Consider the following 16,502-nt stretch of genomic DNA (forward strand, 5'->3'; position numbering starts at 1 on the left):
ATTGGTACATCTCTGAGATCCACATGGCGACCCAAATGACTGAAACGTTACATAGTACAACCCAAGATTATGTACACTGGTTTCGCCATTCCGCACCGTATATTAACGCGCATCGTGATAAAACCTTTATCCTGATGTTTGCCGGTGAAGCGGTTCAGCACGAAAATTTTCAGCATATTATTCATGACATTGCCCTGTTGCATTCTTTGGGCATCCGACTGATTCTGGTTTACGGCGCACGTCCGCAAATCAATCAGAATCTGCTTGATCGCAATATTGACACGCCATTTCACCAAAACCATCGCATTACCACCCGCGAATCATTACGTGGCGTCATGAATGCCGTGGGTTCAATCCGTTTGGAAATTGAAGCCCTACTCTCGATGGGTCTGGCCAATTCACCGATGTACGGTGCTCGCATTGATGTGGTGTCTGGTAATTTTGTCACCGCCAAGCCTTACGGGATTCGTGACGGTATCGACTTCCAGCTCACGGGTGAAGTCCGTTCGGTGGATACCGATGCCATTCAGCGTCATCTCGATAACCATAATATCGTCCTGCTGGGCCCAACCGGCTATTCAACCACGGGAGAAGTCTTTAATTTACTGGCAGAAGAAGTGGCGACCAAGACCGCGATTGCATTAAAAGCCGATAAACTGATTTTCCTGGGTGAAAAACAAGGTCTAATGGATACGCAGCACCAGTTATTGCGTGAGTTAAATCCGCATCAGCTGGAACCTTATATTCAACAGAACCAGCAACAATATCCAGAATTTGCGCTCCATCTCAAACAGGCGCAACAGGCCTCTTTATCAGGGGTACATCGTGTGCATCTGATCTCATATGCCTATGATGGTGCACTGATTGAAGAGCTATTCACCCGTGATGGTGTCGGTACCCTGATTACTGATGCGCATTATGAAGAAGTCCGCATTGCCAATATCAATGATGTCGGTGGCTTAATTAACCTGTTACGCCCCCTTGAGCAAGAAGGCATTCTGGTTTATCGCTCACGCGAACGTCTTGAAAGTGAAATTGAACAGTTTGCAGTAATTGAACGAGACGGTATGATCCTGGCCTGTGCAGCCCTGTACCCGATTCCGGCAGGATCAGATGAAATCCGTTCTGCTGAAATTGCCTGCGTCGCAGTCGATTCAAGCTACCGTAAATCCAATCGCGGTAGCCAGATTTTGCAATTTCTGGAAAGCAAAGCCAAACAACAAGGTATTCAGCAATTGTTTGTGCTCACCACCCGAACCGCCCACTGGTTCCTTGAACAGGGCTTTGTGCCTGCCAGCGTGGATGATTTACCCAATGCACGTCAGGCGTTGTATAACTATCAGCGGAATTCCCTGGTATTTAAAAAGAGACTGCGTTAAGCCTTGAGTACGATGAAGAGATATGTTTATTTTTGATAAAGATCTCTCTTCATCATCATTATCTCTGCTTAAGTCTGTATGAAGAATAAATTCATCAACCGATAAAATAATAAAAATCCAATTAAAAACAAAAACTTAATATATTTCATTTTTTAATTCTTATTCCATTTATGAATAAGATTATGTGATCTTCTATTTTGCACTTTTCCTCATAAACAAAGCCCGATTTGTTATTTTTTATGCAATAAAAAAAGTTTTAGCTTAGTTGCTCATCTATTTAAATCTTTTTGATTTTCGGGGAGCACACCAACATGGCTATTTCAATCCATCGCTCATGGGCAACATATACCCTCATCGCGGCAAGTCTTGCCAGTTTAATGGGCGTTGCAGGCTGTGCCAAAAAACCTGAGCAGCAAGGCACCACAAAACAAGAAACCACCACATTAAATATCGGCTTTCAAAAGTATGGCATCTTGCCGATTGTCAAAGCAAAAGGTGAATTAGAAAAAACGCTTGCTGCTCAGGGGGTACAGGTGAAATGGGTTGAATTCCCAGCCGGTCCACAGTTATTGGAAGGTTTAAATGTCGGAAGTGTGGTCTTGGGTGAGGCTGGTGAAGCACCACCGATCTTTGCCCAGGCCGCCAATCCTAATCTGGTCTATGTAGCCAATCAGCCACCCGCACCATCTGCAGAAGCCTTGATTGTGCAAAAAGATTCGCCAATTCAATCGATTCAGGATTTAAAAGGCAAGCGTATTGCATTGAATAAAGGTTCCAACGTGCATTACCTATTACTTAAGTTACTGGAAGAAAATAATCTGACCTTAAGTGATATTCAGCCCGTTTACCTTCCACCTTCAGATGCACGTGCTGCCTTTGAAAAAGGTGCGGTCGATGCATGGGTGATCTGGGATCCATTCCTAGCTGCGGCTGAACATCAGATTCATGCGCGTGTCATTGCCAATGGCGAACATCTGGTCAGTAACCATCAATTCTATCTATCCGATCGCCAATTCGCAGAGAATCATCCGCAAGTGCTAAATACCGTGGTCACCACGCTCAATCAAACCACGGACTGGGTCAAAACACACCCCGACGATGCTGCAAAACTGCTAGAAAAACCGACCGCACTTGAATTCGATATTTTAAAAACATCAATTTCGCGTATGGGCTTTGGTGTTCAGCCCATTTCTGAAAAGGTTGCCAAAGAACAGCAATATGTAGCCGATGCATTTTTTGCCCAGAAGCTGATTCCAAAGCAACTGGTCATTCAAGATGCATTACTGAGCAAGAAATAAGCCCATTTTAAGTCTTCTATTTGAGTATAAGGATATGGTCATGCAGCAACACGCCCGTCGGTTCAAATCTTTTATTACCTTGGCCAGTTTAGGCATGTTGCTGAGCAGTCCTGTCTGGGCAATAGATCCAACTGTTAAACAGCTGCGGATTGGCTTTCAAAAAAGTTCGATTAACTTTGCCATTACCAAGCAACAAAAACTCCTGGAACAAGAGTTTCCCAATGCCAAAGTGACATGGAACGAGTTTCCAGCTGGCCCACAAATTTTAGAAGCCCTCGCAGTCGGCTCGATTGATGTGGGAGTCACAGGCGACGCCCCGCCGGTCTATGCACAAGCAGCAGGAAAACCGCTCTACTACATTGCCTATGAAACCGCAAAACCGCTGGCTTCCGCAATTTTAATTCCAAAGGGTTCCAGCTTAAAACAGCTCGCCGAGCTTAAAGGTAAGCGTATTGCCTTACAAAAAGGCTCGAGTGCACATTTTTTACTGGTCCAAGCCGTACGCAAAGCAGGTTTGAAATGGAGTGATATCCAGCCGATTTGGCTCACTCCTGCCGATGCACGAGCTGCATTTCAAAAAGGAGCGGTCGATGCCTGGGCGATCTGGGATCCTTATTATGCATCAACCGAACTGGAAGATCAGGCCAGAGTCCTGGCGACAGGTAAAAATCTGAGTCCCAATTATACCTTTTATCTGGCGGCACCGAATTTTGTACAGCAGCATCCTCAAGCCGTGACAGGACTGTTAAAACAGATTAATCAGGCCGATCGATGGGTCCAGCAACATCAGAGTGAAACTGCCGACCTGATTGGCAAAAGTACAGGCCTTAAACCTGCCGTCAGCAGTTTATTTGTGCAACGTCGTCCGCGCCCTTCTGCCGCCGCGCCACTGAATGCCAAGGTGATTGCAGAGCAACAACAACTCGCGGACATTTTTACCCAGCAAGGCATTATTCCGAACAGCATCCGTATCAAACTAGCTGTTTGGCAAGCCAAGTGATTTCAATAGATAGGTAAGCATATGAATATTTTCTGGTTTATTCCCACTCATGGTGACAGTCGTTATCTTGGCACCAGCAAGGGCGCTCGTCAGGTCGATCATGCTTATATGAAACAGATTGCCGTAGCGGTGGACAATCTCGGTTATGCCGGTGTCCTGATTCCGACAGGGCGCTCTTGTGAAGATCCATGGATCACCGCTGCCAGCCTGATTGATGCCACCAAACAGCTGAAATTCCTTGTGGCACTTCGCCCTGGCATTACCACTCCGGCACTTGCTGCACGGATGGCCGCCACCTTTGACCGTCTCTCCAATGGCCGTATTCTGCTTAATCTGGTGACTGGCGGCGACGAGCAAGAACTCAAAGGTGATGGTCTCTATGAAGATCACAGCACCCGTTATCAGACCGCCTCTGAATATGTCAAAATCTGGCGTGAAATCCTGACTCGCTCACATACCGGCGAATCGTTTACCTTTCACGGCGAACGCCTCAGTGTCGATGACGCCAAACTGCTCTATCCGCCTGTACAGCAACCCTATCCTCCATTGTGGTTTGGCGGTTCATCAGAAGCGGCAACCGAACTGGCAGCAGAACAGGTCGATACCTATTTAACCTGGGGTGAGCCTCCTGCTGCAGTGAAAGAAAAGGTCGAATATTTGCGTGCCAAAGCAGCGGCCAAAGGGCGTACCCTGAATTATGGGATCCGCTTACATGTGATTGTGCGTGAGACCAACGAACAGGCTTGGGCAGCAGCAGATGAGCTGATTCAATATCTGGATGATGCCACCATTGCCGCAGCGCAGAAAAAATTTGCGCAAATGGATTCTGTGGGCCAGCAGCGTATGGCTGCCCTTCACGGCGGGCGTAAAGATCAACTCGAAGTTTCACCGAACCTTTGGGCAGGCATTGGGCTGGTACGTGGCGGCGCAGGAACCGCTCTGGTCGGTGATCCAGAAACAGTTGCGGCACGTATTCAGGAATATGCCGATTTAGGTATCGATACCTTTATCTTCTCGGGCTATCCGCACCTGGAAGAATCGATCCGTTTTGCAGAACTGGTGTTCCCATTATTACCCCTTAAAACCCGCGAGAAACTGGCACAGCCACATTTAACCGGCCCCTTTGGTGAAATCATTGCCAATAACTACGTGCCGGAGGTCAAGGAAGCTAAGCCCTTGGCCAAGGAGACTGCATGAGTACTAAAGTTTCCGTCAATAATGTTTCACGTGGAACACAAAAAATAGGCAGCAGTTTATTGCCTTGGCTATTCCCAGTGTTACTGGTGCTGGTTTGGCAAGCTGCTTCAAGTTCGGGCCTGTTACAAAGCCGGGTATTACCCGCTCCAAGCGCTGTGGTAAGTGCGTTCTGGCACTTACTCCTCAGTGGTGAACTTTGGCAGCATGTCAAAGTCAGTGCGGGTCGCGCTTTACTGGGTTTACTGATTGGCGGTGGCCTGGGGCTGATTTTAGGGCTACTCAACGGCTCATCGCGTATTGCTTCAACCTTGCTTGATACCACCTTGCAAATGATCCGTAACATTCCCGCATTAGCCTTGATTCCATTAGTGATTTTATGGTTCGGGATTGATGAAACGGCCAAACTGTTTTTGGTTGCAGTGGGCGTGTTTTTCCCGATCTACATCAATACCTATCACGGCATCCGTTCCGTCGATCCACAGCTGATCGAAATGGGTAAAAGTTATGGACTTAGCCGCTGGCAGTTGTATAAAGACATCATTTTACCCGGTGCCATGCCTTCCATACTGGTCGGTCTGCGTTTCTCTTTAGGACTGGTCTGGGTCCTTTTAATTGTGGCCGAAACCATTTCGGCACAATCAGGAATCGGCTATATGACCATGAATGCACGGGAGTTTTTACAGACTGATATTGTACTGGTCGGTATTTTACTCTATGCACTGCTGGGCAAATTGGCCGATGTCTTGGCTCAAGGTTTAGAACGTTATTTATTACGCTGGCATGCAGGCTACCAGAAATAAAAGGGAGTTAAAGATGAGTAATTTAAATCTAAATTTCTATGACAACAATCTGGTGCAACCTGTGACTGAACCAGAAGCAGCTCAGGCACCTGCCAATGGCGCAGATATTCTGATTGAGCAACTGTATAAGTTTTATGGTGAGGTCAAGGTTCTGGAAGATCTTGATCTGCATATTCAGGCAGGTGAATTTGTTGCGGTCGTCGGACGTAGTGGCTGCGGTAAAAGTACCCTGCTCCGTCTCATTGCCCAACTCGAAAAAGCCAGTTATGGTGAAATTAAATTCCAGTCTGCCCGTCATTTTCGTGAAGGTATCACCAATGCAGACATTCGGGTGATGTTTCAGGACCCTCGCCTGCTGCCGTGGAAAAGCGTTCTGCAAAATGTGCAACTGGGACTACCTAAAGAACAGCACCAACTCGCAGCAACCTTACTGGAAAAAGTCGGCTTAAAAGAGAAAGCCTCGCAATGGCCTGCACAACTTTCAGGGGGGCAACGTCAACGTGCCGCACTGGCACGTGCGCTCTCGCATTCACCTCGTATCTTGCTTCTGGATGAGCCCTTGGGTGCATTAGATGCCCTGACCCGTTTGGAAATGCAAAACCTGATTGAACGTCTCTGGAAGGAACAAGGCTTTACCGCCATTCTGGTGACACATGATGTAAGTGAAGCTGTCCAGCTGGCCGATCGAATTATCCTTCTGGATCAGGGCCATATTGCGCATAATTTTCAGGTGAATCTGCCACGTCCACGTAAAAAGAGTATTGCTTTTGCACAACTCGAACAACAAGTCCTTGATGCGGTTTTAGCCACCTAAAACCGTTTCAACACATCAAGAAAGACTCTAAATTATAAAAAAATAAGCATTCCGGTTGATGCCCTATCCATGAATTATTTACAAAATATGTATGACCTTTTTTAGATTTCAATAATTATCAAATACATCCCCAATCTTGGCCCAAAAAGTATAATTTTTTCGATAAAAAAATTCTGTGACTGTGCACAAATCCGACAATTTATCTTACAATGTCAATGACATTTTTTGAATCAAGCTCGCAGATGGAACAGAAAAAAAGTACACAAAAGCGCAATCAACTGCTGAATGCTGCCCTAGATGTTTTTTCCGTCTATGGGTTTAGTGGCGCAAGTCTGGATGAGATTGCACAGCTCGCAAATATGCATAAATCCAATATTTTCTACTACTATGAAAATAAAGAGTCACTGTATGTAGAAGTACTCACCACGGTTCTGCAAAAATGGCTGGCGCCTTTGCAGACTTTGGAATCTGAACTTGAACCAACAGAAGCACTGACGCATTATTTAATTCAAAAAATTGAAAGCTCACGTGACCAGCCGAAAGCTTCACGTTTATTTGCACTCGAGATTATTCAAGGTGCACCTCATATTTTGCCGATCCTGAAAGGTCCGTTAAAAAAGCTGTTTAAGCGTAAAGCTAAAGTCATTCAAACTTGGCAAGAACAAGGTAAATTGTCGGCAGAGATTGATCCAGAACTGTTGATTCTGAATATCTGGGCCATTACACAGAATTATGCGGACTTCTCGACCCAGATTGAAATGGTGACAGGAAAAACCTTACGCAATCGTAGTATGTTTCAACGTAGCATCGAGCATACTGTGCATGTGATGTTATACGGCGTATTGCCACGTTAAATTTTCTTCCGTTAAAAGCTTTTATTTTAATGATTAAAATAAAAAAAGTGGCTTTGTTAGTCGCTTTTTTTCAATATGTATAACACTGAAATAGAATTAACTAGGATAGTGATGCTAAATATAAAATTTTAAGTATTTATTATAAAAATATTATGTTAATTTTAGGAAAATTTTATAGTGTATGGTAATTCCATTTGATAATAGGAGGGTTAGAAATAATGAGTTTTTTCACAGAATTACAAATTAGACATACTGACTTTGATGAGTTGGACCTTTCGTCAGAAAAGCAAAAAATTTTGGAAATATTGAAAAATGATGGAATTCATGAAGATATCTATAGCAATTTAGCCACAGCCTTTTTTAATGGTAAAGATAGTCTTAATGTTGATCCTATTTATTGTTTTGAGTTAATAGAAAAAATAATAAAGCTATTTCCTAATTCTAATTTTGAATGTCGTGGACTTGGCGAAGAATATTTTTATACATGGATCATTTGTGTTGAAAATGGTCAAATTATTTTTAGGTATGAGCCATGGAAAAGTGAAAACCCTTTCATTTAAGATAATGGGCACTATTCGATTTAAATAAAAAATAACTTTTACTTTCAAAATTTTAATAATTTTTCACCAACATATATTACAACTTTAAACCCTTTGCATTTAAAAATGCGCCTGATACAACGCCAATAATTTCTGTGCACCAAGCAGCAGATTTTCTTCCCAATCCAGATGAGCCGTATCATTGGCACCATCAGTAATATATTTAACCGAAATTAAACGTACACCCAGTTTCTGACACACTTTAGCTAAGGCATAGCCTTCCATATCAACCAGATTACAGCTGACTTTCGGTAAGCCCGTTTCAAAAGAATCACCCGTGCCACAAATTCCTTTGGGTAAAAACGCAAAATGCGGCTGGGCATGGATGTCAGCAGGAATCTCATCATCCATTGGCGTCACACCCACGGCAAAACCTAAAGGCGATACATCCATATCGCGTTGTACGAAAGTGATGACTTCAACCAAACTATGCGCATCAAAATGTGAACTGCCCGCACTGCCTAAATTGATCAATGTTTTGCATCCTGTCTTTTGAATCACCTCATAGGCTTTGAATGCCGCATTAATTTTGCCAATTCCACTGTAATGGACATCTATACCCGCCTGCTCAAACAAACCTTTGGATTCACTCGGCAACGCCATAATCAGGGCAATATCAGCATTCATAAAAAGACTCGTTCAAATAAAAAAGAGACATAAAAAAGGTGTGCTCAGGCACACCTTAGATATTATTGCATCTTCTGCTGTAAGGCGACCAAACAGGGAGAGAAAAATAATTGACCGCTATATGCCCCTGCCAGCGTTTTCTTCATCACCAAGGCCCATAATCCGACCAGCAGCAGACTGAGAACCACAGCCGCATACTGTAAAAAACCAATATGTAGCTGGTGCGCCAGATTAAAGATCGCCAAAATAAATACACCGAACGGGAACGTGAGGCCCCACCAGCCTAGGTTAAATGGAATGCCAGTGCGCATATGGCGTAATGTAGTCAAGATCGCAATCCCAAACCACCATAAACCGAAGCCTAATAACACCAGACTCGCTACGATACCTAAAGCAGGTAATAACGTTGCCAAGCCTTCAAAGCCCATCGCGTGCATGATCCGTGGCGCCTGCTCACCAAGTAATAATAACGCTAACGCCCCTGTCCCGATCGGGCCCAAACATAGCCAGCTAGAAATCGCCACTTCTTTCTCAGGCAACTGATGCAATGCCAGACGTAACATCAGGATGGTTAAGATCGCAAAAGCAGGTAAGACAGAAATTCCCCATAATACATAGCCTGTGATCAAGATGGTCAAGGCATGCTGATCGGCTGCTAAATGTTGCAACAACAAGCCCGCAGAGCTGGCAGCAACTTCACATGCCACGATCGGCAACAGCCAGACGGCGGTCATGCGTTGCAGTTGATGGTCCTGACAACTAAACATACAGAATGGCACCAACCAAGCAATTACAACGGCAAGAACAACATCGATATACCAAAGGTAAGTTGCAATTTGTATGGCGATATCACCATATAAATGGGTACCGAAACTGAGAAAACCATTGGCAATCGTGGCTAAACCCATGGGTATCGCACCCAAAAACAGACTCATATTGGGATGGCTAAAGATTTGCTTGGCTTCAGTCGGAAACAAGATCCAGCGTAAGCCATACAACACAGTAAAGGTGCTAAATAACAGAATATTGAATTGCCACAACTTCGTCGCAAGCATAAACAAAAGAGATGAAGCAAAAGGCAGCTGTGTTAAAATCATCGCTACCACCCCGGTGCCCATGGTTGCAGTAAACCAGTTCGGGGTAAAATGGCGAATTACATCGGTGCTCTGCTCTAGCTGATAAAACGGCTTTTTCATCTCTATCTCGATATCAAGCGACTATGCAGCTATTGTAGTTTAACCATTAAATAAGAAAAATTGATTTATTTTTATTTAATGAATCAATTTAACTGATATAAAACTTCTAAATATTGAAAATTTTCTGTGTAAAAACACAACAACAAGACGAAACGCTGAGAATATGGCAATATATAGCCTTTGCAAAAATCACTGTATTTAACGCCCATGAAGTTGCTTCGTCTCAACGCATTATCGCCAGATTTTCAGTTACCGCCGACTGCGGTAACCATTGGCAATTTTGATGGTGTCCATCTCGGCCATCAAGCGATGATTGCTCAACTCAAAACGTTGGCTTCTGCGCAAGGCTTAAAAACATTAGTGATGATTTTTGAGCCGCAACCGCTTGAATTTTTTAAAGGTTATGATGCTCCACCACGCATTAGCTCATTACGTGAAAAAGTAGAATATTTAACCGAGCTGGGCGTAGACTACATCGCAGTTGCGAAATTTGACCAATATTTTAGAAGTCTAAATGCCACAGAATTTGCAGACCTACTTAAATTAAAACTGAATGCCCAAAGCCTTGTACTGGGAGATGACTTCCATTTTGGTAAAGATCGCCAGGGCAACAGCGAATTTCTACGCAACTATGGCTTTGATGTCACCAATTTAAATACCATTGCCTTAAACGGTGAACGGGTCAGTTCAACCCGTATTCGTCAGGTCCTACAAGCAGGTGATCTGGCTTTAGCGGCAAAATTACTGGGTCGTCCATATAGCGTCACTGGCCGTGTCCAGTATGGTGATCAGATTGGCCGCACCCTTGATTTCCCAACGATTAATGTACGTTTAAACCGTCATAAACCGTGCTTAAACGGGATTTATGCGGTTGATGTGGTGTGTGAAGATGCCTCTCTTACGGCAAAAATAAAACATGCAGATCCTGCCCTTAATGGCATCTCTGGCTATCAAGCTGACAGTTTGTTTGGTGCAGGTCATGTGGGAACACGCCCAGCCATCAAACAAGACCAGCCAGAATGGCGATTAGAGGTACATTTCCCTGATGTTTCTGCTAATCTGTATGGCTTATTGATGCGGGTAACCTTTCTTCACTATTTGCATGGTGAACTGAATTACCCTTCGCTTGAAGCCCTCAAAGCCGGAATTGATGATGATGTGCAGAAGTTACGAGACTATCGTACTAACACAGCTGAATTTCCTTTTTAAATTTAATTTTCATTTGTAATACATGTCAGTTTACAAACTGATCAAACTGGAAGAAAACTTGCATGAGCGATAAGCAAACTCCTGAAAATGCAGTGGATTATAAAGCCACACTCAATTTGCCAGCGACTGAATTTGCCATGAAGGCAAACTTGGCTGTGCGTGAAGCCAAATGGTTAGAAGAGTGGTATGCCGACAACATTTATCAGCAGATTCGTGCATCGCGTATTGGCAAGAAAAAATATGTCCTTCATGACGGCCCTCCCTATGCCAATGGTCAAATCCATTTAGGCCATGCAGTCAATAAAGTCTTAAAAGATATCATTATCAAAAGCCGTGTTTTAGATGGCTTTGACGCACCTTATGTGCCAGGTTGGGACTGTCACGGTCTGCCAATCGAACTGAAAGTCGAAGAAAAAGTCGGTAAGGTCGGCGTCAAGGTTGATGCATCGACTTTCCGTAAAGCATGCCGTGAATATGCATACACTCAAGTCGAATTGCAGAAAAAAGACTTTGTACGTATGGGCGTGTTTGGTGACTGGGACAATCCATACCTCACCATGAACTTCAAACAAGAAGCAGATATCGTACGTGCGCTTGGTGCAATCGCCAAGGCAGGTCATATTGAGCCGGGTTTAAAACCAGTGAACTGGTGTATGGACTGTGGTTCTTCGCTGGCTGAAGCTGAAGTTGAATACGAAGATAAAAAATCAGATGCGATTGATGTCGGCTTTACCGTGGTTGATCTGAACGATCTCAGCACACGTTTGAATGTCGAGGTGAAAGATGCGACTGATATCGTGATCTGGACGACGACGCCATGGACCTTGCCTGCCAACCAGGCAGTCGCGTTGCATGCTGAAATCGACTATCAACTGGTACAGGTGACCACTGAACGTGGTACGCAAAACTTTATTCTGGCTAAAGATTTGGTTGAATCAGCCATCGAACGTTACAAACTGGAAAACCCAGTTGTACTCGCTGATTTCAAAGGCGCGGCAATCGAAAATCTTTTATTGCAACATCCGCTGTTAACTGATCGCCAAGTGCCTGTGATTTTAGGCGAGCACGTGATTGCAACCAGTGGTACAGGTGCAGTTCATACCGCACCAGGCCACGGTGTAGACGACTATAAAGTCGGCTTGCTCTATCAATTGAAAGTTGAAAATCCTGTAGGCGGCAATGGTGTGTATTTACCCACTGCACCAATTTTTGCAGGTGAGCACATCTACAAAGCCAATCCGCAAATTATTGAAGCATTGGGTGCAGTCGGTCGTTTATGGGCACATCAACCAATCAAACATAGCTATCCACATTGCTGGCGTCACAAAACACCAATTATCTTCCGTGCGACGCCACAATGGTTTATCAGCATGGATGCCAACGGTCTACGCCAAAATGCATTAAACGCAATTGAAAATGACATCGAATTTGTGCCTGATTGGGGTCAAAGCCGTATTCAATCCATGATCGAAGGTCGTCCTGACTGGTGTATCTCACGTCAACGGACCTGGGGTGTGCCAATCCCGTTCTTCGTTCATAAAGATACCAACGAATTGCATCCGCGCACACCTGAACTGATTGAAGAAGTGGCTAAGCTGATCGAACAGGAAGGAATTGACGGCTGGTATAACCGTGAAGCAAGTGACTTCATTGGTGCAGATGCCGAGAACTACAATGCAATCCGTGACACACTGGATGTCTGGTTCGACTCTGGCACAACCCATTATGCGGTGCTACGTGAACGTGAAGACCTGCAAGATCCTGCTGACTTGTATCTTGAAGGTTCAGATCAACACCGTGGCTGGTTCCAGTCTTCATTGCTGACCTCAATTGCCATCAATGAACGCGCGCCATATAAAGGCTTGCTCACCCACGGTTTTGTGGTCGATGAGAAAGGCCGTAAAATGTCTAAATCATTAGGTAATATCATTACCCCACAAGACATTATTAAAGATATGGGTGCAGATGGTTTACGCTTCTGGATTGCTTCTGCGGACTACCGTTATGAAATGACGGCTGGTAAAGAAATCTTTAGCCGTGCTTCAGATGGTTACCGTCGTATCCGTAACACCTTACGTTTCTTGCTGGCCAACCTGAATGGCTTCAAGCCATCTACAGATGCGCTGCCAGTGGACCAGTTGATTGCATTAGACCAATACATCCTGCAACGTGCTGCTGAGGTTCAAAAAACCATTCAGCAAGCCTATGAAGAGATGAATTTCCATATTGTGACCAATGCCCTCACCAACTTCTGTATCAACGATTTGGGTGGTTTCTATCTCGACATCATCAAAGATCGTCAATACACCACCAAGGCAGATTCACAAGCACGTCATTCTGCCCAAACCGCGCTGTACCATATCGTTCAGGCCTTTGTCCGCTGGATGGCACCAATTCTCAGCTTTACCGCACAAGAAGCATGGCCTTTAATTCCAGAACAAACTGAAAAATATGTATTTACCGCTGAATGGTATGACATTCCAACAGCCTCAACAGCAAACTTACTGTCTGAAGCAGATTGGCAAACATTGATTAGCGTAAAATCAGCAGTAAATAAACAGATTGAAGCAGCACGTAACGCTAAACTGATTGGCAGTAACTTATCTGCAAAAGTTGAACTTTGGGCAGATGAAGCATTACAGAAATTGTTGAACCAATTGGCTGATGAATTACGCTTTGTCTTGATCACCTCTCAAGTCATTGTTCATCCGTATGCTGAACAAGGTGAAAGCACTGACCTTGCCGGGTTACGTGTTCAGGTTTCAGCAGCAGATGGTGAAAAATGTGTACGCTGCTGGCATGTGCTGCCAGATGTAAATACACACGTTGGTCATGCTGGTTTATGCGCTCGTTGTATTATCAATGTCACTGGCAGTGGCGAAGTGAGAAAATATGCATAATTCTGTGCAAACAAGCCCCGCAAAAAAAGGCTTATTCCAGTTTTACCCGCACAACTTCATGTGGCTTGGACTTTCTGTCCTTGCCATTGTGCTGGATCAATGGACCAAATGGATTGCAAGTTCACATTTAAATTATGCTGATCCTGTTCCGGTTCTGCCTTTTTTAAACTGGACATTACTTCACAATCATGGCGCAGCATTTAGCTTTCTATCTGATGCAGGTGGCTGGCAACGTTATCTGTTTACCTCTCTAGCAGGCATTGTGTCGGTTATTTTTGTGTTCTGGCTGATGCGCATGCCAAAGAAAATGATCATTTTGCCTATGGCAATTGCGTTGATTCTCGGTGGAGCCATTGGCAACCTGATTGACCGTGTCAGTCTGGGCTATGTGGTCGATTTTATCCATGTCTATTACCAGAACAGCCATTTCCCGGCATTTAACCTTGCAGATAGTGCCATTACTTTGGGAACGATTTTACTGCTAATCGATACCTTCTTCCTCGAGAAGAAACGCAACCAAAATGCGGATAGATAAGATGAACGAAATTATTCACCCAAACGAAGAAATTCGTATCCAGGACGGTTCAAAAGTTGACTTGCACTTTTCGGTTTCAATCGAAAATGGTGTTGAGATCGACAATACCCGTGGCCGTGAAGAACCTGTCAGTCTGGTGATTGGCGACGGTAACCTGTTACCTGGCTTTGAAAAGGCTTTATTTGGTTTGCGAGCAGGCGATCGTCGTACTGTACATTTACCACCTGAAGACGCTTTTGGCCCGTGGAATGCTGAAAACATCCAGATCTTCGATACGGTTAAGTTTGAACAACGTCCCATCGTTGGTCATATGATTGAATTTGAAGATAAGGCCAAAGCCACCTTATTTGGAATTGTAAAATCGGTCAATGATGACACCACTGAAATCGATTTTAATCATCCACTAGCAGGCAAAAATATTACCTTTGAAGTGGAAATCTTCAAGGTCACCCCTGCTGGACAGCAAGGCATTAAATTGATGTAACATAAAAGCTCTCAAATGAGAGCTTTTTTTAACCCTGACTAAAAGTATAAGATCATTAAAAGACATTTATTTTCGATTCAAAGCAATAACACAGGAAGATCAATATGCTCATTTACATTATCGTCGGTAGCATCCGCGAAGGTCGCACAGCCATTAAAATCGCCAATTGGGTCGATCAGGCCATCAATGAACTTTCATTAAATGATATTCAGACCGAGATTATCGATCTAAAAGAATGGGCCTTACCTATCTTTGCAGGCGCGCATCCTCCAGCGACAGGTGTTTATGACCAACCTAAACAACAACAATGGGCCGATAAAATTGCCGCCGCTGATGCATTTATCTTGATTAGCCCTGAATATAATCATGGCTACAGTCCAGCACTCAAAAATGCATTGGATTACGTGGCTAAGGAATGGCAAGGTAAACCTGCGGCTTATGTGGGCTATGGTGCAACCAATGGCTCGCGCTCAATTGATCAACTCCGTCAGGTCGCGACCTATATCGGCTTGGTGGACAGCAATGCAGTTCTTGAAATCCGTGATATTTTTAAACGTAATAAAGAAGAAACGTTTGAAGCCAATGAGTTTGAAGTGAAAGGATTGTCAGCGTTAATAAGTAAACTACAGAAGTATCATATCGCTTAGTTGTACGCCTAAGCGTACGTTGATCAGGTAGATTTACGTCTACTCCACTTTCGACTTAGTCGCTATTATATGAATCATAGAGAGACAGGACGTCTCATTGAGAATAATAAAACACACAGGACGTGGTCGTTAATAGGATATCAACGACATAAGCGGAATATGAAGAAGCCCCGTCAGGATGATGGGGCTTCTTTTTATCTATTTGTTATCTATCTGAAGCATGTAACAGAAATTGACATCGTATCCCGCAAGATACAATCTGCCCCAGAAAGCCCTACATTTTTCATGTTTTTAGCTTGTTACCCTAAAATAAAAATGATTTTGAGGTCGTAACCATGGGTAAAAAAGCATTAATCATCACATCTAACGCAGGCGTTGAACATGATGAGCTGATTCAGCCACTCGAATTTTTAAAAGGCAAAGGTATTGAAGTCATCCATGCTGCAGAAAGCTTTGATGCGGTGCAGACGGTAAAAGGTGATAAGGCACTTGGTCCAAGTTATACACCACAAGCCTCATTAGATCAGGTTTCTGTAGAAGATTACGATATTTTGATTATTCCTGGCGGTACCGTTAATGCCGATACCTTACGGCTCAATGAAAAAGCCCATGCCATCATTCAATATTTTACCGATCAAAACAAGCCGATTGCCGCAATCTGTCATGCGCCTTGGACACTCATCAATGCAGAACGGATTAAGGATAAAAATCTAACGTCCTATAAAAGCATTCGTCTGGATCTAGAAAATGCAGGCGCACTCTGGGTGGATGAAGCGGTACATCGTTGTAATACCAATGACTGGCCTCTTATCACCTCACGCTGCCCAGATGATATCCCGCAGTTCAATGAAGCCATTTTGAAAGAGTTGAGCCAAGAATAAGTTCTTAGATAACATTATTTTTCTATAGCCAATAAAAAACACCCCCTAACGTTAGTTAGGGGGTGTTTGTATTTAAAAGCTG

16 protein-coding genes are annotated in these 16,502 nt (G+C 44.0%); 14 read left to right on the plus strand and 2 right to left on the minus strand.

Translation table 11 applies throughout. The features are described 5' to 3' along the window. Positions 1-23: 23 nt before the first annotated feature. From argA to ACNQO6_RS16140, 8 genes are all read left to right on the plus strand, one after another. Complete coding sequence (gene argA / locus ACNQO6_RS16105) at positions 24-1,379, plus strand: amino-acid N-acetyltransferase (RefSeq protein ID WP_440209637.1); 1,356 nt, start codon at positions 24-26, stop codon at positions 1,377-1,379. 311 nt (positions 1,380-1,690) lie between these two features. Beyond that, entirely contained in the window at positions 1,691-2,677 is a 987-nt protein-coding gene (locus ACNQO6_RS16110; RefSeq protein WP_440209638.1) for a sulfonate ABC transporter substrate-binding protein, read from the plus strand. Between the two features lie 94 nt (positions 2,678-2,771). After that, positions 2,772-3,677 carry a sulfonate ABC transporter substrate-binding protein gene (locus tag ACNQO6_RS16115; protein ID WP_440209645.1) on the plus strand — a complete coding sequence of 302 codons (906 nt, stop codon included), beginning with the start codon at positions 2,772-2,774 and terminating at the stop codon, positions 3,675-3,677. Positions 3,678-3,698: 21 nt separating this feature from the next. After that, positions 3,699-4,874, plus strand: coding sequence for an FMNH2-dependent alkanesulfonate monooxygenase (ssuD, locus tag ACNQO6_RS16120; protein ID WP_009516397.1), 1,176 nt, complete (start codon positions 3,699-3,701; stop codon positions 4,872-4,874). Further along, entirely contained in the window at positions 4,871-5,674 is an 804-nt protein-coding gene (gene ssuC, locus ACNQO6_RS16125) for an aliphatic sulfonate ABC transporter permease SsuC (protein ID WP_262476300.1), read from the plus strand. Before ssuD ends, ssuC begins: the two co-directional genes overlap by 4 nt. Positions 5,675-5,687: 13 nt before the next feature. Further along, positions 5,688-6,488: an ABC transporter ATP-binding protein gene (locus ACNQO6_RS16130; RefSeq protein WP_009516390.1), complete on the plus strand. Its 801-nt coding sequence runs from the start codon at positions 5,688-5,690 to the stop codon at positions 6,486-6,488. A 242-nt stretch (positions 6,489-6,730) separates the two neighbouring features. Continuing rightward, positions 6,731-7,342, plus strand: a complete 612-nt coding sequence (locus ACNQO6_RS16135; protein ID WP_005228225.1) for a TetR/AcrR family transcriptional regulator — start codon at positions 6,731-6,733, stop codon at positions 7,340-7,342. Between the two features lie 218 nt (positions 7,343-7,560). Next, the gene (locus tag ACNQO6_RS16140; RefSeq protein WP_440209639.1) at positions 7,561-7,902 is read left to right on the plus strand and encodes a hypothetical protein; all 342 of its coding nucleotides are present in this window, start codon (positions 7,561-7,563) and stop codon (positions 7,900-7,902) included. Positions 7,903-8,001: 99 nt separating this feature from the next. On the opposite strand, the gene ACNQO6_RS16145 is transcribed toward ACNQO6_RS16140, so the two are convergent. Beyond that, a complete protein-coding gene (locus ACNQO6_RS16145) occupies positions 8,002-8,568 on the minus strand; it encodes a 5'-methylthioadenosine/S-adenosylhomocysteine nucleosidase family protein (RefSeq protein ID WP_440209640.1) in 567 nt (188 codons plus the stop codon). A 62-nt stretch (positions 8,569-8,630) separates the two neighbouring features. Beyond that, positions 8,631-9,764 (minus strand): TDT family transporter, encoded by a 1,134-nt coding sequence (locus tag ACNQO6_RS16150; RefSeq protein ID WP_343579605.1) that lies wholly within the window; start codon positions 9,762-9,764, stop codon positions 8,631-8,633. Between the two features lie 207 nt (positions 9,765-9,971). Here ACNQO6_RS16150 and ribF point away from each other — a divergent pair, with 207 nt between their 5' ends. The 6 genes from ribF (at position 9,972) to ACNQO6_RS16180 (ending at position 16,420) form a co-directional block, all read left to right on the plus strand. Further along, on the plus strand, positions 9,972-10,973 hold the full coding sequence (gene ribF, locus ACNQO6_RS16155; protein WP_440209641.1) for a riboflavin biosynthesis protein RibF: 1,002 nt from the start codon (positions 9,972-9,974) through the stop codon (positions 10,971-10,973). Between the two features lie 62 nt (positions 10,974-11,035). Then, the gene (gene ileS, locus ACNQO6_RS16160) at positions 11,036-13,873 is read left to right on the plus strand and encodes an isoleucine--tRNA ligase (protein ID WP_440209642.1); all 2,838 of its coding nucleotides are present in this window, start codon (positions 11,036-11,038) and stop codon (positions 13,871-13,873) included. 4 nt (positions 13,874-13,877) lie between these two features. Then, the gene (gene lspA / locus ACNQO6_RS16165; protein WP_153560063.1) at positions 13,878-14,408 is read left to right on the plus strand and encodes a signal peptidase II; all 531 of its coding nucleotides are present in this window, start codon (positions 13,878-13,880) and stop codon (positions 14,406-14,408) included. Position 14,409: 1 nt separating this feature from the next. Then, positions 14,410-14,892 carry an FKBP-type peptidyl-prolyl cis-trans isomerase gene (locus ACNQO6_RS16170; protein WP_009516399.1) on the plus strand — a complete coding sequence of 161 codons (483 nt, stop codon included), beginning with the start codon at positions 14,410-14,412 and terminating at the stop codon, positions 14,890-14,892. A gap of 104 nt (positions 14,893-14,996) precedes the next feature. After that, positions 14,997-15,539 carry an NADPH-dependent FMN reductase gene (locus ACNQO6_RS16175; protein ID WP_199974999.1) on the plus strand — a complete coding sequence of 181 codons (543 nt, stop codon included), beginning with the start codon at positions 14,997-14,999 and terminating at the stop codon, positions 15,537-15,539. 335 nt (positions 15,540-15,874) lie between these two features. Continuing rightward, on the plus strand, positions 15,875-16,420 hold the full coding sequence (locus ACNQO6_RS16180) for a type 1 glutamine amidotransferase domain-containing protein (protein ID WP_440209643.1): 546 nt from the start codon (positions 15,875-15,877) through the stop codon (positions 16,418-16,420). The last annotated feature ends 82 nt before the right edge of the window (positions 16,421-16,502 follow it).

The organism is Acinetobacter calcoaceticus (assembly GCF_051947995.1).
Lineage (GTDB): Bacteria > Pseudomonadota > Gammaproteobacteria > Pseudomonadales > Moraxellaceae > Acinetobacter.